The sequence below is a fragment of the Puia dinghuensis genome (assembly GCF_014642875.1).
Lineage (GTDB): Bacteria > Bacteroidota > Bacteroidia > Chitinophagales > Chitinophagaceae > Puia > Puia dinghuensis.
In genome coordinates, this window is sequence record NZ_BMJC01000005.1 from 101,270 (window position 1) to 124,170 (window position 22,901).

Below are 22,901 nucleotides of genomic sequence, written 5' to 3' on the forward strand. Positions count from 1 at the left end.
CGGCGTTTCACAAAGTATCCAATGAAAAGCCGCCCCAACATCCTCATCACCTGTCTGCTAGGACTTCTGACCCAATGTTCCTTTGCCCAACCCATCTGCGGGTTCGACGGCGCCCATGCCCAATTAATGAAGGAGAACCCTCAATATCTCCGAAACGTACAGGAAGGCGAAGCCTCCCTCCGCACCTACATCCAGCAGCATCCCGAACTCATGATCCGGCGGAATTCGCGCAAGATCGTCACGGGCGGCCGGGGCGCATATACGCTCAGCAGCCCCTACCAGATCCCCGTTGTCGTACACGTGATCCACACCGGCGGTGATGTCGGAACGATCTATAACCCCTCCGACGCCCAGATCCTCGGCGCTCTCAGCTACCTTAACCAGGTCTACAACGGCACCTGGCCCGGCACCGTCACTACTGGCTATGGAGCCGGCAACCTGGGCATCCAGTTCGTCCTCGCCCAACGCGATCCCACCTGCAACCCTACCAATGGCATCAACCGCGTGGACGGCTCCGGCGTCGCAGGCTATGTCGCGGGTGGGGTCAACCGAAATACCACCAATGGCGCTCCCGAGATCAACATAAAAAACCTCAGCCGCTGGGACAACACCCAATATTATAATATCTGGATCGTCAACAAGATCGACGGCAATGACGGCACCCGCGGTCAGTTCATCGCCGGCTATGCCTATTTCCCCGGCGCCCCATCCACCCTCGACGGCATCGTCATGCTCGCCACCCAGATGGTCGCCGGTCAGAAGACCCTTCCCCATGAGATAGGCCACGCTTTCAATCTATATCACCCCTTCCAGGGTTCCACCGATGCAAGTCTATGCCCCGCCAGCACCGGCAACTGCGCCGCCGATGGCGACCAGATCTGTGACACCGACCCCATCTCCGAAAATATCAATTCCGCCACTGGCGTAGTCGACTTCACCTGCCGCACCGGCACCAATCCCTGCAGCGGCAACCCTTACACCATCGCCACCGAGAGCAATTACATGAACTATACAAATTGCTACACCCTCTTCACCCCTGGCCAGTCGGCCCGGATGCAGGCCTCCGTCATCAGCGTCAACCGCGCCAGCCTCACCACCTCTCTTGGTGGAACGCCGCCCGACGCCAGCTGCACCCCCAAGATCGACTTCCAGCTCCAGGGTGATAGGCAGACCGAAGCAACGGCTGCTACCACCGGCTGCCGCTCCTATAAAGATTATTCGTATAATATGGTCATCGGCGTCGCACCCTCTGCCAACGCCACGGCAACCCTCGCCGTCAATGCCGGCGGCACCGCCACACAGGGCATCGACTTCGACATCACCACCAACGGCAGCTTCACCAGTCCAAGCCAGCAGCTCACCTTCGCCGCCGGTTCGACGTCATCGCAGCCCTTCACCGTCCGCATTTATAACGATGCCAGCGTCAAAGGTACCCGCAGCGCCACCCTCAGCTACACCCTCAACAACGGCGGCGGCAATGCGGTAGTAGGCGACGGCCGGCCCAACTTCGTGCTGACCATCGACAACAACAACAAAGCCCCCTATGGCCCCACCACCGACACCGCTGCCATCGGCAGCGACCAGGGTACCCTTCAAAGCCCATTCATGGCCGCCAACGCGCAGAACAAAACGCAGGTGCTATACTATGCAAGTGAACTCACTGCCCAGGGTGTCAAGGCGGGCAATATCGTAGGCCTTTCCATGCTCATCGATAAGAATAGCGGCTCATCCTTCGTTTACCAGGGCCTGACGATAAAAATGGGCCTCACCACCGCAACCGCGGCATACAACGGCGCTCCCCTCAATGACGCCGCATTCACCACCGTCTATAGCTCCAACTATACCACCACCAACGGGTACAACTGGTTCACCTTCTCCACCCCCTTCACCTGGGATGGCACGTCCAATATTGCGGTGGAGATTTGTTACAGTGGAAGCACCACCGACAACAGCGACTATGTAGAAGGTTACGTGGACGGCTCCGGCAACACCAACTTCATCTTCTCCCCGGTTTCCTGCTCCGCCGCCTTCGGCGGCCTCAGCGGCTATACCGGTGGGGTAAAACCTCTCATCAAGTTCGCTTACCCCGACCCCGGAACCCTGGTCCAAACGGTCGTCAACTCTTCGCAATCCCAATGGCTAGGCCCCAACCAGGACATCTATTTCTACGACCAGACCAATGGCGAACTGATGGCCCGCATCCAGAACCTGAGCAGCTTCGACTACGGCTGTACCCAGGTCGTCATCGATCGCGCGGGCGCCAGCACCACGCAGTTTTGGAATAACACCCCGGCCAACTACCTGATGAATAAGACTTTCCACGTCATACCCACGACGAATAACCCATCGGGCAGCTACAACATCACCCTCTACTATACCCAGGCCGAAGTGCAGGGCTGGCAGACCGCCACCGGCCAAAGCATCACCAGTATCCAACTGGTAAAGACGCCGAATCCGATCTCGCTGGTCACCCCGTCCAACCCCAATGCCGCGGGTACCGTCACCATCGTTACGCCAACCATCACCAGTCTCGGCACGAATACCGGCCTCACCTATAATTTCACCAACGGCTTCTCCGGGTTCGGGGCAGGCGTACCCAGCCTCTCCGTGCTACCCGTAACCTTGTTACAATTCAATGGCCGCCTCGTCAATGGCAACGCCGTACTCACCTGGTCAACCGCCACCGAACAGAACAGCGCCGGCTTCGAAGTCGATCGGTCCGCGGATGGCACGCATTTCTCGAAGATCGGTTACGTCCCCGCCGCCGGCAACAGCAGCACCCAAAAGGACTACACTTTCACCGATCCATCCATCACCGGAGACAGCATCTACTATCAGCTAAAAGAGATCGACCTCGATGGAAAAGGCACGTATAGTAATATAGTCCTCTTAAGAGACCCGTACGCTACGCCGGCCATCACCATCTTGCCCAACCCCTTCACCACCGGCCTCGACATCCTCTTCAGCCATGTCCAGCCAGGCCCCGTCGAGATCCGGCTGCTCGACATCACCGGCCGCGAACTCCTCCGCCAATCCGGCGTCCAGTCAGACGGCAGCCGCCTCCACCTCGACCTCTCCGGCTCCCGCCTCGCCTCCGGCGTCTACCTGCTCCAGGTCAACTCCACCACCGGCACCCATATCCAACGCGTCATCAAAAAATAAGAAAAAACAAACGCCCGCGGCCTCCGGCCGCGGGCTGTTCTCCCAACTCATTCAGCATTATTCCTAACTCATTCGGCCTCACCGGCCGCATGATGCCTTATGGTATTCAATTCCTCCAGCTTCATCGTTTCTCCCTCTTCCAGATCATAATCATCCTGCAAACCCAACCAAAACCTTGGAGTAGTCCCAAAAAACCTCGACAAACGCAATGCCGTATCGGCAGTGATTCTTCGCTTGCCCTTTATAATCGCGGAGACCCTGGTCTGCGGAATAGCAAGTTCCCTAGACAGCCTATAAGCAGTAATATGCAACGGACGAAGGAATTCTTCCAAAAGAACCTCCCCCGGATGGATGTTCTTAAGCTTTTTCGCGGCACTCATTTTATTATAGTTTATTAATTTATTTGTGATAATCCAATATCTCCACCTCCAACGCATTACCCTTATCCCATTTAAAAACGATCCTCCACTGGTCATTTATCCGAATAGAATAAAAATCCTTCCCTTTACCCGATAATTTTTCCAACCTGTTTGCTGGCGGTATGCTTGCGTCGATCAAGTTTTGGCAGTTATTGAGCATTCTTAACTTCCGCCTTCCAATCTGTTGTATCTCAATAGGTAAAGATTTGACTCTAAATCCATTCCAAATGTTCTCCGTTTCTTTGGACCCAAAAGACAGAATCATACTACCGTTTTACGTTACTAATGCTAAAGGTAAGTATTTTCCCGATTACAAAAAAACGATCCTTTCCACAAAAAAAGCCACCCGCAAGGGTGGCTTTCCTTTTATATACATAAATAGGATTAATCGAACTTCAGATCCAGACCCAATCCCCTCAACTCATGCACAAGCACGTTGAAGGACTCAGGAATACCCGCCCTCGGAATATTATCCCCCTTCACGATCGACTCATAGGTCTTCGCACGACCGATGATATCATCCGACTTGAGGGTCAGCAATTCCTGCAGGATATTCGACGCACCATAGGCTTCCAGCGCCCACACTTCCATCTCACCAAACCGCTGGCCACCGAACTGCGCCTTACCACCCAACGGCTGCTGAGTGATAAGACTATACGGCCCGATGCTCCGGGCGTGCATCTTATCGTCAACCATGTGGTGCAGCTTAATGATATAGATGATCCCCACCGTCGCCTTCTGGTCAAACCGCTCACCGGTCTCCCCATCATACAGATAGGTGTGACCAAAACTCGGCAGACCCGCCCTCTCGATATGCTCGGCAATTTCTTCCACCGTCGCTCCATCGAATATCGGCGTGGCAAATTTCACCCCCAGCTTCTCGCCGGCCCAGCCAAGCACTGTCTCATAGATCTGACCCAGGTTCATACGCGAAGGTACACCCAGCGGGTTCAGCACTACGTCCACCGGCGTCCCATCCGACAGGAACGGCATATCCTCAGCTCTTACGATCTTCGCAACGATACCCTTGTTACCGTGCCGGCCGGCCATCTTATCCCCTACCTTCAGCTTACGCTTAACGGCCAGGTAAACCTTCGCCAGCTTCAATACACCTGCGGGCAACTCATCACCGATCGAGATATTGAACTTCTCCCGCTTGTAACGGCCCAGTTCCTCGTTGTATTTGATGCTGTAGTTGTGCAACAGAATATTGATCGAATCGTCGGTCTTCGCATCACCCGTCCAACCCAGGGGGTTCACGTTCAAATAATCGATGCCACTCAAATTCTTAGCGGTGAACTTCGCGCCCTTGCCGATCTGCACCTCGCCGAAGTTGTTGTTGACACCGGCAGATACATGCTCTTTCAGCAGCACCGTCAGCTTGCTGAGCAACACCTCCATCAGATCAGCCGTATTCTTCTCGTGCACCTTCTCGATCTTTTCAAGCGCAGCCTTCTCGCGCACCTTCGCATTCTTATCTTTCTTGGCGCGTTGGAACAGCTTCTTGGAGATAACCACGCCTTCCGTTCCACTCGGAGCCTTCAAAGAAGCATCCTTCGCATCACCGGCCTTGTCGCCGAAGATCGCGCGCAACAGCTTCTCTTCCGGGGTCGGATCGCTCTCGCCCTTCGGCGTGATCTTACCGATGAGGATGTCGCCTTCCTTGATCTGGGCGCCCACCCGGATGATCCCGTTCTCGTCCAGGTCCTTCGTAGCTTCTTCAGAAACGTTGGGAATATCGGGCGTCAGCTCTTCTTCGCCCAATTTCGTATCCCGAACTTCCAATTCGTATTCGGAAATATGAACGGAAGTAAACAGGTCTTCCTTCACCACCTTCTCGCTGATCACGATCGCGTCCTCGAAGTTGTAACCCTTCCAGGGCATGAACGCCACTTTCAGGTTACGCCCCAGCGCCAGCTCACCATCCTGAACGGCATAACCTTCGGTGAGGAAGTCGCCCTCTTTCACCTTCTGGCCCTTCTTTACTGCCGGCTTCAGGTTGATACAAGTCTCCTGGTTGGTCTTGATGAATTTCGTGAGTCTATATACTTTCAGGTCTTCCTCGAAGGAGACGAGCTTCTGCCCTTCGCTGCGGTCGTAGCGAACATGGATCTCGTTGGCATCCACGAATTCTACTACCCCGTCGCCTTCGGCATGTATCTGTATCCGTGCATCGCGGGCAGCCTTTGCTTCCAGCCCGGTACCGACTATCGGCATCTCAGGACGGATCAGCGGCACTGCCTGCCGTTGCATGTTCGATCCCATCAGCGCACGGTTGGCGTCATCATGCTCCAGGAAGGGGATCAACGAAGCACTCAGACCCACGATCTGGTTGGGCGCAACGTCCATGAATTCCACCTCGTGCTTGTCGAGGATGGGGAAGTCACCCGTTTGCCGGGAAACGATCTTATCTTCAACGAAATTCCCCTTTTCATCCAAGGCTATGTTCGCCTGTGCGATCTTCGCTATATCTTCCTCTTCGGCGCTCAGGTACGTCAGCTTCTTCAGATCGACCTTACCATCCGACACCTTACGATAAGGCGTCTCGATAAAGCCCATCTCATTGATCTTCGCATGAACACAAAGCGTCGAGATCAATCCGATATTCGGTCCTTCCGGCGTCTCGATCGTACAAAGCCGGCCATAGTGAGAGTAATGCACGTCACGAACTTCGAAGCCCGCCCGCTCACGGGACAGACCACCAGGTCCGAGTGCGGAGATACGACGCTTATGCGTGATCTCACTCAGCGGATTGGTCTGGTCCAGGAATTGTGACAGCTGCGACGTCCCAAAGAAGGAATTGATAACCGAAGACAATGTCCGCGCATTGATCAGATCCACCGGAGTGAACACCTCATTGTCACGGACGTTCATCCGTTCCCTGATGGTACGCGCCATACGCGCCAGGCCCACGCCAAACTGCGCATATAATTGTTCACCTACCGTACGCACCCGGCGATTGCTCAGGTGGTCGATATCGTCGATCTCGGCCTTGGCGTTGGTCAACCGAACGAGATACTTGATGATCTCGATCATGTCTTCCTTCGTCAGCGTCTTCTGATCCAGCGGCTGGTTCAGGTTCAGCTTGCGGTTGATCTTATACCGGCCTACTTCGCCAAGATCATAGCGCTTGTCGCTAAAGAATAATTTATCGATAATACCCCGTGCAGTCTCGTCATCCGGAGCGTCAGCACCGCGCAGCTGGCGGTAGATATGCTGGACGGCTTCCAGTTCAGAGTTGGAAGTATCTTTATTAAGCGTGTTGTAGATGATTGCGTAGTCACCGCCGACATCCTCCTTCTGGATAAAGATGCTCTTCACCTCCATGTCCACTACCATCTCTATGGCTTCATCATCGAGTATCGTATCCCGCTCGAGCACGATCTCGTTACGCTCGATGGACACAACCTCACCCGTATCCTCATCGACAAAGTCTTCCACCCAGGTGCGCAACACACGGGCGGCAAGCTTCTTGCCAAGGTATTTCTGGAGTGATTTTTTATCTACTTTAACCTCGTCGGCCATGCCGAACAGTTCGAGGATATCCTTGTCGGTCTCATAACCGATGCTCCGCAACAGCGTCGTAACCGGGAATTTCTTTTTCCGGTCGATATACGCATACATCACATTGTTGATGTCTGTTGCAAATTCCATCCACGCGCCCTTGAAGGGGATCACGCGGGCAGAATAGATCTTCGTGCCGTTCGGGTGGATCGACTGGCCAAAGAATACACCGGGGCTGCGATGCAGCTGGGAGACGACGACACGCTCAGCGCCGTTGATGACGAACGTCCCGCGCGGCGTCATATAAGGAATGTTACCAAGGAACACATCCTGGACTATCGTCTGGAAGTCCACATGTTCCTCATCGTTACAACTCAAACGCAACTTCGCCTTCAGCGGAACCGCATACGTCAGACCACGTTCCATACACTCTTCGATAGTGTAACGGGGCGGATCGATGAAGTAATCCAAAAATTCCAGCATGAAAATGTTCCGCGTATCAGTGATCGGGAAATTCTCTTTGAAAACCTTGAACAAACCTTCGATATTGCGTTTGTCCGGCGTGGTCTCTAACTGGAAAAATTCTTTGAAAGATTGGATCTGCACTTCCAGAAGGTCAGGAGTTTCGGCAAGATGCTTGATTTTACCAAAGTTGACCCTGTTTTGCAATTTTGTTGAAGACATATATGTAAAAACCGGTTTTTTAATGTTTCGAACGTCCAGCTCGCCTGTCTAAACAATAAATCCAACTCATTGACTATCATCTACTTACATGCGTAATAGATTATCAATGAGTAACTTAGCTACGGGAAACGGACCGCAAAAATAGCACTTTTTCAGTTCCCGACAAAAAAATAACCCCGACTGGCGTCGGGGCTACAAACCGTTCGGTTATCGCAAAGATTACTGCATCTCAACTTCAGCACCGGTCTCCTTCAGCTTCGCAACAAGTGCTTCAGCGTCAGCCTTGCTGATACCTTCCTTGACGGGCTTGGGAGCGCCATCAACCAGGTCCTTGGCTTCCTTCAGACCGAGGCCGGTCAGGTCCTTAACAACCTTCACAACGTTCAGCTTGTTGGGGCCAGCGGCTTTCAGGATCACGTTGAAGGAAGTCTTTTCTTCAACAGCAGCGGCGCCACCACCAGCAGCAGGACCAGCAGCAACCGCTACAGCAGCAGCCGCAGGCTCGATACCATACTCTTCTTTCAGGATCTTTGCTAATTCATTTACTTCTTTTACAGTCAGCCCAACCAGCTGCTCTGCAAATGCTTTTAAATCTGCCATAATTGTAAATTTTTTCCGCCTTCACTGCTTTGTTTACGTCGCTCCGGCGGAGAGTTTAAAAAAATTTGTTCCGTTCCGGTCAACAGCCCCCGAAACCTGGGCTTTATCTTGGTAGGAACCTCCCGGCCCCCAACAATTCTTAATTCGCTGCCCCAGCGCGATCTTCCAGCGCCTTGATCAACCCTGCCAGCTTCGCACCCGCATTCAGGCCGCTGATAACATTCTTCGCCGGCGACTGCAACAACCCGATGATCTCGCCGATGAGATCGTGCTTGCTCTTCAGCGTAGTCAGCGCCTTCAGCTGATCGTCACCCTCGAACACATCCCCGTCGATAAAGGCCGCCTTCAGCACGGGCTTCTCCGTGTTGGCATCCTTACGAAACGCAGAAATGATCATCGCCGGCTCCTTCGCATTCTCGGAGAACAGCAGGGCAGTAACGCCGTTCAGGGACTCATACACCCCCGTAAAGCGGGTGCTGTCGATCGATTCCAGCGCCTTCTTGATCAGCGTATTCTTAGCCACCTTCATCTCCACCTTCTTGTCGAAGCAGATGCGGCGCAGCTTGCCAACCTGTTCTACCGTCAGCGACTCCGTGTTGGTGACGTAGAAGTTGTTATATTGATTGAACTTGTCTTTCAACAGCTCAATGACTTCATTTTTTTGATCTTTGTTCATAACTTTTTCTTTGCGGACCACCTAAAGCGAGGCCCCATTAATCAATTATTGGATGAATGCTTTAGCGTCCAATGCAATACCGGGACTCATCGAGCTCGCCATGAACACGCTCTTTACGTACGTTCCCTTGGCGGTAGCCGGCTTGGCCTTGATGATCGCGTTGATCAGCTCCTGGCTGTTCGCGACCAGCTTGTCCGGGGAGAAACTTACCCGGCCGATCGAAGCATGGATGATCCCTGCCTTGTCCACCTTAAAGGCGATCTTACCGCCTTTTACCTCATTTACGGCGGCAGCGACATCATTGGTCACCGTCCCCGTCTTGGGGTTGGGCATCAGGTTACGGGGACCCAAAACCTTACCCAGTTTACCGATCTTCGGCATGACAGAGGGCGTGGCGATGATAACATCCACATCCACCCATCCGCCTTCGATCTTCTGGATAAACTCATCCAGGCCAACAAAATCGGCCCCTGCTGCCTTGGCGTCGGCCTCTTTATCAGGGGTGCAAAGCACCAATACCCGTTTGGTCTTACCCGTGCCATGCGGCAGGTTAACCGTTCCACGGATGGACTGATCGGCTTTCTTCGGGTCCACACCCAGGCGGACATGCAGATCGACGGAAGCGTCGAACTTAGTGGTATTCACCTCCTTCACCAGCGTGGAAGCCTCCTTCAGCGTATAAAATTTATTCTTATCAACCTTCGCAGCGGCTGCTTTTCTTTTTTTAGTAATAGCCATATCGCAATGTTTTTGTGTGCGTCGGGTCTGGCTTGTTTCGCAAAATAACCCATCCCCTCTGCACCGTTAATGATTGGCCTTTCGGCCAGCGGTCCTCCGGTCCGCTAGTTAGGATTTAACAGGAAACGGGGCAGTACCCTCGACAGTGATACCCATGCTACGGGCCGTACCGGCAACCATACGCATCGCACTTTCGACAGTGAAGCAGTTCAGGTCGGGCATTTTGTCCTTCGCGATCGCTTCTACCTGCGTCCAGGTAACTTTTCCAACTTTGTTACGATTAGGCTCCTTCGAACCGCTGTGCAGCTTGGCGAGTTCCAACAGCTGAACGGCTGCAGGGGGAGTCTTAATAATGAATTCGAATGATTTGTCCGTGTAAACCGTGAGGACAACGGGGAGGACTTTTCCCATCTTATCCTGGGTCCTGGCATTGAACTGCTTGCAGAACTCCATGATATTCACGCCTTTAGAACCCAATGCCGGACCAATGGGAGGTGCAGGATTGGCTTGACCGCCTTTCACCTGCAACTTGACATAACCGGAAATCTCTTTTGCCATGTTACTTGTTTTTGGTGTTAACGTCCCCTGCATCCCGCTAAGGACCGGCGAACTCCCAAACCAATAATCTTAATAAGAACTTCTATTTGGGGACGCAAAGTTAAGTAAAATCCCCACAAAAAGGAACAAAAATCCCAAAAAATCTCCGGGCTTTCCCCGCCGCCCCGCCCACAAAGTCTGGCCAAGGCCGGGGCGGCGGGTCGGGTGTTCCGCTCATAGTCCTCACTTCGCTGCGGGCTATCCGCTTCACCCCCTAACGCAGCCTCACCTCCCTCAACCAAACCCAGTTCCCAACCCCCAACCACACCCCACCTCTCGCCTTCCCTCACCCGAACCACCGCAAGCGCTCTCGGTTATCCACTTCGGTGCGAAGCTTTTATAAAGAAATTTCCGCCTCATTTTTTTATAATTCGAATTTTCTACCTAACTTTTGCACTATTAATCCATTACAATTCTTACTAACAACTTAAAACGCTCAACAAACTATGGCAAAGTCTAAAAAAGCGGCCAAAAAAGCGCCCAAAAAGGCAGCCAAAAAAACTGTGAAAAAAGCAGTAAAAAAAGCGGCTCCTAAAAAGGCTGCGAAAAAGAAAGTGGCGAAGAAAAAAGCTGCTCCTAAAAAAGCCGCGAAAAAGGCCGCCAAAAAAGCAGTGAAAAAAGCTGCTCCCAAAAAAGCTGCGAAAAAAGCTGCTCCGAAGAAAAAAGCTGCTCCGAAAAAAGCTGCTGCGAAACCTGCTCCGAAAAAATCAACTCCCAAAAAACCTGCAAAGAAAAAACCGGCTCCAAAACCCGTAGTGACTTCTATGCCAGCGCCAATGCCGGAACCCACTTCAACTCCGTTTGAAGAATCTCCCGCGCCTCATTTCGATTTCGACAATGACAATGGCAATTAATTAATAAGCTACCAGCACAAAAAAACCTTCCAGCAATGGAAGGTTTTTTCTTTTTCAGGCGAAGCGATCCATTACGAGATCTTCTCCACCTGCATATAATTCAGTTCTACCGGTGTACTCCGGCCGAAGATCTTCACCGTCACTTTCAGTTTCTTCTTCTCATCATTCACCTCTTCGATGATCCCATTGAAATCATTGAACGGCCCTTCGATGATCTTTATCGTCTCACCGATGATGAACGGCTCGCTCATGCTCATGCTGCCCGACTCCGCCATCTCATCCATCTTCCCAAGCATCTTGTTCACCTCCGCCTTACGCAACGCGATCGGATTCTCCTTTCCAAGGAAATGAATGACACTATTCGTATTCTTGATCACCTCTTTCAGATCATCACCCAGCTTCCCTTCCGTCACTTCCACCATTACATAACCCGGGTAATAGTTACGCTCACGCATAACTTTTTTACCGTTCTGAACCTTATAAACCTTCTCAACGGGCAGGAACACCTGCTTCACAATTTCGCTCCACCCGCCACGGGAGATCTCCTTATCAAGGTATTCCTTCACCTTGCGCTCTTTCCCGCTTACGACCCGCAGAACATACCATTTGGTTTCCGGCTGGGTCTTTGTTTCCTGTTGTTGATTGACTGTTTCCGTCATATGTAGAGTTTTATCCACGCTACCTAGGAGCCGAATAAAGAATAGACAAAATGCAGAATGCTGCTCGAGATCATATCCATGATCCAGACAACCAGGGTGGTCAGCAAAATAGCCACCAGCACGATCACTGTCGATTGCTGCAATTGCGACCAGGAAGGCCAGGTCACTTTTTCCAGCAACTCCCTGTACGACTCCCTGAAATAGGTCGTGATTTTGTTCATGTTTTTCAATTTTCGCCGGTCCGCTCAGCCTCATCGGCCGCCACAGCCCCGACCATCGCACGGGTACTAGGATTCGAACCCAGACTGAAGGTTTTGGAGACCTCTGTACTACCGTTATACTATACCCGTAGAAGCTAAGAGCTATTCCGAATAGTCGGAACAGCTCTTATTAATCACAAAGATATAAAAAATCTGCAGATTTTGATCCGCATCTTTTACTTCAGAATCTCAGTCACCTGACCTGCACCAACCGTACGGCCGCCTTCGCGGATAGCGAATTTCAGACCCTTTTCCATCGCAATCGGCTGGATCAGCACAACATGCAGGGAAGTGTTGTCACCAGGCATCACCATCTCGGTACCGGTCGGTAGGGTAACCTCACCGGTTACGTCCGTAGTACGGAAATAGAACTGGGGACGATACTTGTTGAAGAACGGAGTATGACGACCGCCTTCTTCCTTGCTCAGTACATAAACCTCACCCTTGAACTCGGTGTGCGGAGTGATCGAGCCGGGTTTGCAAAGTACCATACCACGGCGGATCTGGGTCTTTTCAATACCACGGAGCAGCAGACCTGCGTTGTCACCAGCTTCACCCTGATCCAGCAGCTTGCGGAACATTTCAACACCGGTTACAGTAGAGCTCAACGGAGCGTCCTGCAGACCTACGATCTCGATAGCCTCACCAACCTTGATGCGGCCACGCTCGATACGACCCGTAGCAACAGTACCACGACCCGTGATGGAGAATACGTCTTCGACAGACATCAGGAAAGGCTGATCGACAGGACGGGGAGGCAGGGGAATATAGCTGTCAACGGCTGCCATCAGCTCGTCGATCTTCTTTACCCACTTGTCTTCACCAGCAAGGGCGCCGGTAGCACTACCCTGGATGATCGGCGTATTGTCGCCGTCAAAACCATAGGTAGACAGCAGCTCGCGGATCTCCATCTCTACCAGTTCCAGCAGCTCGGGGTCATCAACAAGGTCAACCTTGTTCATGAATACCACGATACGGGGAACACCTACCTGACGCGCAAGCAGGATATGCTCCTTCGTCTGGGGCATCGGACCATCAGTGGCAGCAACTACCAGGATAGCGCCATCCATCTGAGCAGCACCGGTGATCATATTTTTTACATAGTCAGCGTGACCGGGACAGTCCACGTGAGCATAGTGACGGTTAGCTGTCGCATATTCAACGTGTGCTGTATTAATAGTGATACCCCGCTCCTTCTCTTCCGGCGCAGCGTCGATCTCGTCATATTTTTTTGCCTCCGCCAAACCTCTCGAAGAAAGGATGGTGGTAATGGCAGCAGTCAAAGTGGTCTTACCATGGTCAACGTGACCAATCGTACCAACATTAACGTGGGGTTTGTCCCTCTTGAAGGTCTCTTTTGACATTGTTATCTGTTTTTAAAGTTGTGTTTAAAGTTGCAATTTAAAATTTTAGCAGGTCCCCCACCCCCTTCAAGGCGACGAAACCTGTTGATTCATCATCTATAATCCAAAAACTTGAGCCGTTGATGAGAATTGAACTCACGACCTCTTCCTTACCAAGGAAGTGCTCTACCCCTGAGCTACAACGGCGGTTCACTCAAAACGGCCTCACGTTGAGCGGAAGACGAGGTTCGAACCCGCGACCTACAGCTTGGAAGGCTGTCGCTCTACCAACTGAGCTACTTCCGCAGTTTAACATTACTGCACAATACTTTACTCCACTTTGCTCTACTTCACTTTACCGTGTGGGCAAGGATGGATTCGAACCACCGAACTCCGAAGAGGACAGATTTACAGTCTGTTGCCGTTGGCCACTTGGCTACTTGCCCGGCTATCAACACTCGGGAGGTCGCACCTCCCATGAGCCAGAGAAGGGACTCGAACCCCCGACCAGCTGATTACAAATCAGCTGCTCTACCAACTGAGCTACTCTGGCTGGTAACTCACCCCACCTCTTATCACACTGATCTACTGCTTTTTTTGGGAAGGCAAAGGTAGGTAAAATCATCAACTTCAAAAATTTTCAACCCCTTTTTTTAACTTATTCCTTTCCACCGCCCCCCAATAGCACCCATAAACAAAAAAAGGCCCCCTAACGGGGGCCTTACTTATATTTCTGCGCCGGAAATCCATCCGGTTTACGCAATCTGCTTTTCTTTTTTCTTTTTTACCTGATTAACCAGCGACTCAAACGCGCTGTCAAAGGACTCTTCAAATGATTTAGAGGAACATTTCACGAAAAATTGGTGTTTGGGAACATGGACCCTGATCTCCGCGATCTTGTCCTTGATGTTGTGAACCACATTGTCTAATTTGAGGAAAACGTCTACTTTGATGATCCTGTCATAAAACGTGTTTAATTTGGACATTTTTTTGTTTACATACTCAACTAACTTACCGTCTGCATCGAAGTGCACAGTTTGAATGTTTACGTTCATACATCCCAAATTTTAATCAGTGAACAATAAATGAAAGAACTACTTCTGCCGCAGGATAAGGTTCTGTATTTCGCGGTACCTGAAGCCGCATTACAGTAGACAATGAAGTTAATCTTTCGAAAGGGGATTTCCAAACAAAACGCAGCATTTTTAACAGTCGTCAACTCTACATTTTAACTATCACGCTACGCTAAAATTTAGTACCCCATCCCGCCACTTCACACCGCATCCGCTCTACGTTTCCCGCCGTGCACTCCCCTACGCTTTAGGATGCGCTTTCTTATAGATATCCTTCAATTTTTCGATCGTATTGTGCGTGTAAACCTGCGTCGCCGCCAGACTCGCATGCCCTAACAACTCCTTCACCGAATTGAGCTCTGCTCCCGCATTCATCAAATGAGTAGCAAACGTATGCCGCAACACATGCGGACTCTTCTGATCTATCGTCGTCACCTGCGCCAGATAGGCATGCACCACCCGATACACATATTTGGCATACAATTTCTTCCCCTTTCGCCCCACCAGCAGAAACTCCACATCCGGCGCCTCCAGCTCCACCCGCTTCAAGTGCTTATATTCCTCGATCATCGCCATCAACACCGGACTCACCGGTATCACCCGCTCCTTATTCCCTTTACCCAAAACCTTTATCGTCCTGTTGCCCGTATCCGCCTGCCGCTCCCGCAAATTCACCAACTCACTGAGTCGCATTCCCGTATGATAAAGTATCGCCAGCAACAACCGGTCCGTCCACCCCTCCCAATCATCCGGAAACTGTATACCGGCAAAAAGCTGCGCAATATCCCCCTCCTCCACAAAAACCGGCAAGCGCTTATTTTGACGCGGACCCACGATCGCCCCCATCGGCGACACCTCCACCGCCCCCACCCGAAGCTGGTATTTGTAAAAGCTGCGCAGCGAAGAGATCTTCCGGTTCACCGATCGGGAAGAAAGCCCCCCATCCTTCAACGCCGCCAACCAGGTCCGCACCACCGCCGGCGTAATCTCCCTCAACCCCATCTCCCCAAACTCATCCCGCAGAAAGACAAAAAACCCCTCCAGGTCATCCCGATACGACCGGATAGTATGCGCCGAATAGCGCTTCTCAAACTTCAGATAGTCAATGAAAGGGGATATAATAGCCTCCATCTCACTAAATTACAAACAAAAAAGGCTGTCCCCCTCGACAGCCCAAAAAAAAGGCTGTCGAGTCATATAGACTCGGACAGCCTCGAAGAAAAATATGTAGAGTACTACTTTTAATCAAGCTTGCCGCTGGCAATCTGTTGCTTGTAGACCGCCTTCAACACTACTTCGCGCCGGCGCACGGACGGCTTCGTATACGACTGGCGCTCACGCAGTTGTACCAATACTTTCGCTTTCTCGAACTTCTTCTTGTACTTCTTAAGCGCTTTGTCAATGTTTTCGCAATCTTTGGAATCGATGATCAGCATAATTTTTATATACCTCCTTTGGGATGGCAAAGATAAAAAAATCTTCCGAAAAACCTAAATTTGCCCACTATGTTCACCGGAATCATCGAATCGCTCGGCAAAGTCCACTCCATCGAAACCCTCGGCTCCAATAAGATCTTCTGGATAGAATCTTCCATTTCTCCCGAACTAAAGGTCGACCAAAGCATCTCCCACAACGGCGCCTGCCTCACCGTCGAAGAGATCATCGAAGGCCGCCATCGCGTCACCGCCATCGAAGAAACCCTCGAAAAAACAAACCTCGACACCTGGCAACCCGGCCACCTCGTCAATCTCGAACGCTGTATGGTCCTCAACGGCCGCCTCGACGGCCACATCGTCCAGGGCCACGTCGACACCACCGCCGTCTGCATCAACCGCCAGGACCAGAACGGAAGCTGGGAGTTCCGCTTCGAATCCCCCAAAAAATACAGCCACCTTATCATCGAAAAAGGCTCCATCAGCCTCAACGGCATCAGCCTCACCATCTTCAACGTAAAAAAGTCGAAATTCGACGTCGCTATCATCCCATATACCTTCGAACACACCAACATGCAGTCGATCGTCCCCGGCAGCATCGTCAACCTCGAATTCGATATGATCGGCAAGTATGTCCACCGAAATCTCGACACCCACGCGCGCCGTTAACCCCCCGGGCAGAACCAGCAGTCCGGCGGCCACCGCAGGCATCGTTATAGGCTGGCTCCTGGTCAACGGCCTCTTCCTGCTCAAGAATGGCATCGTCACCACCGGCGAAGCCGCAAAATACATCTGGCAGGCACAGGTATTGACAGGCACACACCATTTCGAAACTCCCAACTTCGTCTTCTATTCGGTCATCATCCTACTCATCTCCGCGTGCCTTAAATTCCACCTGAGTTTCGCCTGGATAGTGGCCATCCAAGGCGGCTTCGCCCTGGCCGCAACACTCTATTTTCACAAGACCGCCCTCCAGTTGCTCAGATCCCCCGGCGCTGCCCTCATCGCCACCTCCCTGCTCATCCTAAGCTTCCCCTACCAGGCATTCAACACCTTCCTGCAGACCGAATCGCTCTTTCAAAGCCTCAGTCTGCTGCTCGTCTGCCGGCTCATCCGGCAAACCGCCTGGTCGGGCCGGTTCATCATAACGCTGATTTTTGGGCTGATCTTCCTGTCGCTGCTAAGACCCACCGGCCTGCTCTACTGGCCCCTGGCGGGCATCTATGTATTTGGCTTCGTCCTCGCAAAAAAGTCCACCGCAACAAAGCTCATCACGGCATCGGTCGCCGCACTGGTACTAGTATATGTGATCGATCTGGCCATGAACAGCGGCGGCGAACTGGATTTTACCCGCCCCTTCCGCCAGGAACATATCATCTGCGGCGTCCCCACCCTGCTGACCCCCACAACGATCACCCCGGCAGTCAGCTCAGGCAACCAGCTGTCTGCCCTCATCACCTGGCTCTACCATCATCCCGGCCGTTTCTTCCGCCTCGCAGGACTAAAGACGCTCTCGTTCTGGGGCATGTACAGAAGCTACTACAGTCTTCCCCACAACCTTTACCTCATCGCTTATTTCTGTCCTATCTCGATCCTGGCACTAATGGCTATCCCATCCTGGCGGCGCAATGGACTCCTGCCCTTCTTCTACCTCGCAACACCGGTCCTCATCACCTGGCTAACCGTCGTCTTCACCTGTGACGACTGGTCCAATCGCTTCTTCCTCAGCATCTCCCCCTTCCTCATCCTGCTAGGCGCCCGCATCTATGCCCGGAAGCCCCAGTCATCCCGCTAATCCCGGTCCACCAGTTAACTATTTCATGAGATACATCTTCCCATATCCGTTGTTAAAGAACTTATCCGTATTGTCACCCGCGGCAGTATACTTGGACAACCCCTTCCCGTTCAGGTTGGTCACCACATGGTAGAGATACACCCCATTCGCTAGCCGCTGCCCATACATATCCGTCCCATTCCACTTGAACTCGGTGATGTTCCGCCCCACATGCAACGGCCCAAGCTCTTCCTTCGTTATCTCCCGCACCACCTTCCCGGTAATGGTAAGTATCTGTATCTTGATATTCTGCGGAACCTCACTGCCCGTGATCGTAAACACAAAGGCCGTGGAAGTAGTAAACGGATTGGGATAGTTCAGCATGTTCGAGATCATCGGCTTCGAAATGATCTTGAAGCTCACCCGGTAAGGCGTGAGACCCGCCTGGTTGCCCAACATATCCTTCCCCGAAACGATCAGCGTGTACACATCCCCATTGGGGTTTATCTGTTTCAGGAAAGCGGGGAGGAAGTCCACAGTAGCCGTATTGTTCGTTCCGTTCGTCGCCGGCGTGAACCGCAACGTGTCATTGGAAAAATTATACTTGTGAAGCGATCCGTCGGGATATTGCACCTGTACGTTCACCAATGACGTGTCGGTAAGCAGGATATACTGCGACTGGCTTTTCAGCCTTATCTGGATATGCGGCTTCGCCGAAACAATATCCTCATTGAGGATATGCACATTGTCGAAAGTGACATCCAGCTGCGGACCCCGGGCATCCCCATTCACATAGATGCTCTTGTACAGGAAGTTATTGAACAGGTATTGCTCCGGCTGTGCAAAGTTGGGATTGAAGTCCATATAGAGCGTATTGCTCCCGCTCAGACTCTTGGTGTTGATAGGGAACACCACTTTCACCGTATCCCCGCTCACCAGCGGCTTCGTTTTCGGCAACACGATCGTATGAGGCGTATTGGTCCTATCCGTGATCACCGCCTTCACCTGAATGCTGTCAAACGGCGTCGGACTCACGTTCTTGAAGGCAATCCCGAAATTCACCGTCTGGCCCAGGGCTACGGTATCCTGGGATTGCAGGAAGAGGTTCGGTGCAAGCGCTCCCTCGGGCACCGGGTCATAGTTGAGCCGCCAGTACTTCAGCTGATACGGCGAAGCGTTTATCGTGTCGCTGGTAGCAAGCCTCAGCTGCAGCCAGGGATACTTGGTGGCGCTGATACTCGAAATATCTACATCCTGGCTCGCCGTACTCAGGGAGAACAACGGCGCCGAAACATTACCCGAAGTATCTACCCCCAACACCTGCACCTGGATGGAATCCGTGGACGGCGCCTCCTCGCTGTAGCCCCGCCAGTGCAACATTCTCCACTTCTTGGCCGGACCCAGCTGCGGCGAAAGCATCACTCCAAGCGTATCCGGTGTATAGGTAGTGGCCTGCAAAGAAATATGATCCGACACCCCCTGGCTGAATGTAGACCTGGGAGCGAAATTCGCCGCGTTATTCTTCTGGTAAATAAAGATGAACGCCCTTGGCCGGTTAAAGGAATCGATATTGGCGAACCCCTGCGCAAACAGTCGCTGGTACATCGAATTGCCCGATCCGAGATAGGAAGTATCGCCTTTCCAGTCACTCGCATAGGTGTTCGACGCCTGATAATCGCCGCTACAATTATTCACCACCACATAGTCCCCGTTGGGTATCGCATCCATCAGCCGCACTACCCCTCTGCGTTGAGCAGTATCGAGGATATTGTACATAAACTGGTACTCCCGGCTCGATCCGCAAGGCGACAAGCTTCCATATCTCCCAGGCGTACCGGTAAGCGCATTATACCAGGGATGGAAAGTATTCTTGTCGATCACGGTAAAGATCACTTCTCCCGCTCCGCACACACTCTGGGTATTGTTATTGTTGCCGTTGATAAGCACCGAGATGTCCTGGGCCACCTGGTCTGCCTCAGGATATACCCCGCACTTCACCGACAAAGTATTGGTCAGCTGGTCGAACTTGAACTGCCGGCCGGTGGTATCACCCACAAGCCCGGCCAGGGTCGATTGAGTATGCTGATAGAAATGGGACATGTTCTCACCGGTGCTGCTGCTCGCCGGGTCGATATACACAAACGAAGCTCCGTTCCAGTTGTAGCTGTCGCCGGAAGTAGTCGGCACCCTGGATACCCGCCAGTAATATACCACGCTATCCATGAAGCTGATGCCCGGGTCGAACTCGAGCAGTCCGCCCGACGAAGTAGCGGTCCTCGTCACCAGCAGAGGAGAATTGAACAACGTGGTCGTATCCAACTGCATGGCGTATTGGCTCGTGGTAACAAAGGGGTCGGCCGTCGAAGCGAACAAATGTTGCGTATTCGTATTGATGATCGCATAATTGTACGGATACGCCGGCGTCGCGCTGTTGTCGTAGATGAACACCGGCGCCGTGACGCTGTTATTGGCCGTCGTCACCTCCGTTACGGTGTTGTCGGAATTGACGGTCACCGTAATATAGTTCTGCCCCTTGTCACGGGTCGCCACAATGGGGACATTGATGGTCACCGAATCGCTATACCTGATCCCGGGTATCTTCTTCTTCAACAGCACCGTGCTGGTGCCATTCGGATATTTCCGCGTGAACAATACCGATATTGAATCCCCTACCGCCTTGCCAAGATTATAAAACCTTGCCTTGACGGTGAACGAATTGTTCGCCACCGTCACAAGCGTGGGGCTTATAAATATCTGTGGGATCTCGATATCATAATCCGGCAGGTTCGACGTATTCAGCCGAAGCGCAGGGTCCCCGCCAATATCCATCTGCTCTGCGTGCTGCCTGGCGAAGAAATCACCCGGCACGGCATTGACCATCTGGGTCAACGCATCCTTTTCCAGGATCCCGATCGATTTCCCATAATCCTGCCCGTCCATGAGGATATACTGCGCGTTCAGCAGGATGTTCAGGTAGTTGACGATACCAAAGCTCGTCGCAGCCACAACGGCTATCGACCCGCGCTCCGGCGCCAACGTATAGTTCTCCGAAATGGTATTTGTCGAGCTCATCCGCTGCGAACCATATACAAAGAAATTCCCGGCGTCACACCCGTTGAGATAGAATACGGGATACTTGCCCGGGTTGTTATACACAAGGGGGTTGTCCAGGTCATAGCTCAATACGGAATTGGAAGAGTGCCCGAAATAGTTCAGGATGCTAAACCCTTCGTTGAACAAGGTGCTGATAAAGCCACTCGGTACCTGGGCCACCGCGGAAGCATTTCCATCACACAACATATAGGTATTGGCGCCATACAAGGTGTCGGCGATCAGTTGCCGGTAATAACCCATATAGTTACAAATGATGGTGCCCAGGTAGGGCTCGCTCACCCCCGTCAGATGCAGTGCGTTCTTCATCCACAACCGGCCGTCGACCGTATTGGGTGACGTTGCCTGCGCCTGCTCATATTCCTTCAGCTTGCTCAGGTAGATCTCTATTTCCGGACCCGACACCACCGACAAGCGGCCTATCGGGGTCACCGGCGTCGCGTCGACGCCATTGTCGGCGCTTAGCTTGTTATCCGAACCCGGATAACCAAAGGTAGGCACCAGGTTCAGTTGATCGGCCAGCGGCTGGTGCAGGGCCTCGCTGTAGTGGTAGTAATCCGTATACATCAATCCATGCCCGATCAACAGCACATATTGCGGCTTGGCCGCCCAGTTGGCCCGGGCATACCGCAGGAAATTCTGAATGGACAGCGGGTGCTTCTTGATACCAAAAGCAAACTGATCCTGCAGCTCGTTGATATCATATACCTGCGCGTTGAAGCTACCCCCCGCAGAACTGCTCCGGTAATTCTTGTAATCCACCACCGGGTTGTTGCCGCTGCTTCCGGTATACAACACCGGGTTGCTGATAATAATATAATTCCCCTGGTTGGCGGGATTGGCAAAGTTGACAAAGGTCTTGGAAGTCAGCCCCGTCACCGTCTTCACGATCGATGGGTCCTCGTTCACCAGCACCAGGTTCGTGTTCGTCGAAGAACCGTTTAGCGCGAATTCAAGCGTACTGCCGTTGAGCACCGCCGTATACCGCAATCCGTTGGTAAGATCATAAAGCACGGGGGTCGCGCTGCCGGATATCGAAAAATTGGTGATATTCAACAGGTAACCCGCCGACCTTGCCGGCAACTGAAAGGCAAAGGTCGACTGGCCGCCGAAATTGAACTGCCGCGGATACGTAAATTCAATTACGGATGCCATCATCCTGTCCGTACCCACCGTAGAATTATCGATAAAAGCAAACGGAACAGTACTTCCGCTCATCAGGCTCAACGGAACAGGGCGGGTGGTCAGCAGGTCATTGAAACTGTTCATCGTCGTGTCAAGCACCACATTCCCACTTACGGCCAGTTGCACTGTTCTCGGGTTGTCCGCCGTACCCACCATGCCCACTTTGACGCTGGCTGCCGGCCCCCCGCTATACACAAAAAGGTTTCCAAACGCATCGCTGATGGGTGCCCCCGGACTGGCGGGGCCGTACGACCAGAATTCACCAATATCATAGGAAGAGGAATAGATATACTCGCCTACCACCTGCGCAAACCCCGGGTTCATTGTCACGTGATAATCCGCCGCAGCAGTATATATGAAATACGGCTCCACGGGCAGGCTGCTGCCGGAAACATTGTTGGGGGTGTTCACGATGCGAAGAGGAGTACTCGTCGTAGTATAGGTGAGAAAGTACACCGCCGTATCCGATTCCAGGCTCCACTTGGTCGTATGCTGATAGGCAGGATTACGGTACAACCGCTGGTCAGGCACCCCGTCGTTCATCAGCCCCCAGAATTCGATATAATCGCTGCCCCCCATCACCCCGCTTCCATTGGTTACATAGATCGGCACCTCCTGGCCATTCCGGAAGAGCTGGAATTGCTCCGCCGGTATACTGCCAAGCCCCGCGCTCGCCAACGTGGACTGGGGGATGCGGTAGACACCGTTACTGCCGACCTTGAACTTATAGTAGGTCTTGCTGAAATCGATCCACTCGTTATTGTAGGCCTGGGCGGCAGCACCCAATGTCAGCACCAACAAGAAACAAAAAGTAAATAATCTTTTCATA

18 protein-coding genes and 5 tRNA genes are annotated in these 22,901 nt (G+C 52.4%); 4 read left to right on the forward strand and 19 right to left on the reverse strand.

Going from position 1 to position 22,901, the window contains the following annotated elements; genetic code table 11:
• The first annotated feature begins 21 nt into the window (after positions 1 to 21).
• Positions 22 to 3,162 (forward strand): zinc-dependent metalloprotease, encoded by a 3,141-nt coding sequence (locus tag IEY39_RS22170; RefSeq protein WP_188935827.1) that lies wholly within the window; start codon positions 22 to 24, stop codon positions 3,160 to 3,162.
• 68 nt (positions 3,163 to 3,230) lie between these two features.
• On the opposite strand, the gene IEY39_RS22175 is transcribed toward IEY39_RS22170, so the two are convergent.
• From IEY39_RS22175 to rplK, 7 genes are all read right to left on the reverse strand, one after another.
• Positions 3,231 to 3,542, reverse strand: a complete 312-nt coding sequence (locus IEY39_RS22175) for a HigA family addiction module antitoxin (RefSeq protein ID WP_188935829.1) — start codon at positions 3,540 to 3,542, stop codon at positions 3,231 to 3,233.
• A 19-nt stretch (positions 3,543 to 3,561) separates the two neighbouring features.
• Positions 3,562 to 3,846, reverse strand: a complete 285-nt coding sequence (locus tag IEY39_RS30270; protein ID WP_188935831.1) for a type II toxin-antitoxin system RelE/ParE family toxin — start codon at positions 3,844 to 3,846, stop codon at positions 3,562 to 3,564.
• Positions 3,847 to 3,965: 119 nt separating this feature from the next.
• Positions 3,966 to 7,769, reverse strand: a complete 3,804-nt coding sequence (gene rpoB / locus IEY39_RS22185; RefSeq protein WP_188935833.1) for a DNA-directed RNA polymerase subunit beta — start codon at positions 7,767 to 7,769, stop codon at positions 3,966 to 3,968.
• 219 nt (positions 7,770 to 7,988) lie between these two features.
• Positions 7,989 to 8,369 (reverse strand): 50S ribosomal protein L7/L12, encoded by a 381-nt coding sequence (rplL, locus tag IEY39_RS22190; RefSeq protein WP_188935835.1) that lies wholly within the window; start codon positions 8,367 to 8,369, stop codon positions 7,989 to 7,991.
• Between the two features lie 139 nt (positions 8,370 to 8,508).
• Positions 8,509 to 9,045, reverse strand: coding sequence for a 50S ribosomal protein L10 (rplJ, locus tag IEY39_RS22195; RefSeq protein ID WP_188935837.1), 537 nt, complete (start codon positions 9,043 to 9,045; stop codon positions 8,509 to 8,511).
• Positions 9,046 to 9,090: 45 nt separating this feature from the next.
• Positions 9,091 to 9,783 (reverse strand): 50S ribosomal protein L1, encoded by a 693-nt coding sequence (rplA, locus tag IEY39_RS22200; protein ID WP_188935839.1) that lies wholly within the window; start codon positions 9,781 to 9,783, stop codon positions 9,091 to 9,093.
• A 108-nt stretch (positions 9,784 to 9,891) separates the two neighbouring features.
• The gene (gene rplK / locus IEY39_RS22205; protein ID WP_188935840.1) at positions 9,892 to 10,341 is read right to left on the reverse strand and encodes a 50S ribosomal protein L11; all 450 of its coding nucleotides are present in this window, start codon (positions 10,339 to 10,341) and stop codon (positions 9,892 to 9,894) included.
• Between the two features lie 485 nt (positions 10,342 to 10,826).
• On the opposite strand from rplK, the gene IEY39_RS22210 reads away from it, so the two are divergent.
• On the forward strand, positions 10,827 to 11,234 hold the full coding sequence (locus tag IEY39_RS22210; protein ID WP_188935843.1) for a histone: 408 nt from the start codon (positions 10,827 to 10,829) through the stop codon (positions 11,232 to 11,234).
• Positions 11,235 to 11,305: 71 nt separating this feature from the next.
• On the opposite strand, the gene nusG is transcribed toward IEY39_RS22210, so the two are convergent.
• From nusG to rpsU, 11 genes are all read right to left on the reverse strand, one after another.
• Entirely contained in the window at positions 11,306 to 11,893 is a 588-nt protein-coding gene (gene nusG, locus IEY39_RS22215) for a transcription termination/antitermination protein NusG (protein WP_188935845.1), read from the reverse strand.
• Between the two features lie 23 nt (positions 11,894 to 11,916).
• The gene (gene secE / locus IEY39_RS22220; protein ID WP_188935847.1) at positions 11,917 to 12,114 is read right to left on the reverse strand and encodes a preprotein translocase subunit SecE; all 198 of its coding nucleotides are present in this window, start codon (positions 12,112 to 12,114) and stop codon (positions 11,917 to 11,919) included.
• A 58-nt stretch (positions 12,115 to 12,172) separates the two neighbouring features.
• Positions 12,173 to 12,243: transfer RNA gene (locus IEY39_RS22225), tRNA-Trp, on the reverse strand.
• 86 nt (positions 12,244 to 12,329) lie between these two features.
• Positions 12,330 to 13,517, reverse strand: coding sequence for an elongation factor Tu (gene tuf / locus IEY39_RS22230; protein WP_188935849.1), 1,188 nt, complete (start codon positions 13,515 to 13,517; stop codon positions 12,330 to 12,332).
• Positions 13,518 to 13,631: 114 nt separating this feature from the next.
• Positions 13,632 to 13,703: transfer RNA gene (locus tag IEY39_RS22235), tRNA-Thr, on the reverse strand.
• 26 nt (positions 13,704 to 13,729) lie between these two features.
• Positions 13,730 to 13,802: transfer RNA gene (locus tag IEY39_RS22240), tRNA-Gly, on the reverse strand.
• A gap of 57 nt (positions 13,803 to 13,859) precedes the next feature.
• Positions 13,860 to 13,942 (reverse strand) — tRNA-Tyr (locus tag IEY39_RS22245).
• A gap of 34 nt (positions 13,943 to 13,976) precedes the next feature.
• Positions 13,977 to 14,049 (reverse strand) — tRNA-Thr (locus tag IEY39_RS22250).
• Between the two features lie 202 nt (positions 14,050 to 14,251).
• The gene (locus tag IEY39_RS22255; protein WP_188935851.1) at positions 14,252 to 14,551 is read right to left on the reverse strand and encodes an HPF/RaiA family ribosome-associated protein; all 300 of its coding nucleotides are present in this window, start codon (positions 14,549 to 14,551) and stop codon (positions 14,252 to 14,254) included.
• 258 nt (positions 14,552 to 14,809) lie between these two features.
• On the reverse strand, positions 14,810 to 15,700 hold the full coding sequence (locus IEY39_RS22260; RefSeq protein ID WP_188935853.1) for a tyrosine-type recombinase/integrase: 891 nt from the start codon (positions 15,698 to 15,700) through the stop codon (positions 14,810 to 14,812).
• Positions 15,701 to 15,810: 110 nt separating this feature from the next.
• The gene (gene rpsU / locus IEY39_RS22265) at positions 15,811 to 16,005 is read right to left on the reverse strand and encodes a 30S ribosomal protein S21 (RefSeq protein WP_188935855.1); all 195 of its coding nucleotides are present in this window, start codon (positions 16,003 to 16,005) and stop codon (positions 15,811 to 15,813) included.
• Positions 16,006 to 16,074: 69 nt separating this feature from the next.
• Between rpsU and IEY39_RS22270 the strand changes: the two genes are divergently transcribed.
• Together IEY39_RS22270 and IEY39_RS22275 are read left to right on the forward strand one after the other, a co-directional pair.
• Complete coding sequence (locus IEY39_RS22270; RefSeq protein ID WP_188935857.1) at positions 16,075 to 16,671, forward strand: riboflavin synthase; 597 nt, start codon at positions 16,075 to 16,077, stop codon at positions 16,669 to 16,671.
• Positions 16,634 to 17,797, forward strand: coding sequence for a hypothetical protein (locus tag IEY39_RS22275; RefSeq protein WP_188935858.1), 1,164 nt, complete (start codon positions 16,634 to 16,636; stop codon positions 17,795 to 17,797). Before IEY39_RS22270 ends, IEY39_RS22275 begins: the two co-directional genes overlap by 38 nt.
• Positions 17,798 to 17,815: 18 nt before the next feature.
• Here the strand turns inward: IEY39_RS22275 and porU2 are convergent, their stop codons facing one another.
• Positions 17,816 to 22,900, reverse strand: a complete 5,085-nt coding sequence (porU2, locus tag IEY39_RS22280) for a putative type IX secretion system sortase PorU2 (RefSeq protein ID WP_188935860.1) — start codon at positions 22,898 to 22,900, stop codon at positions 17,816 to 17,818.
• Position 22,901 lies beyond the last annotated feature (1 nt).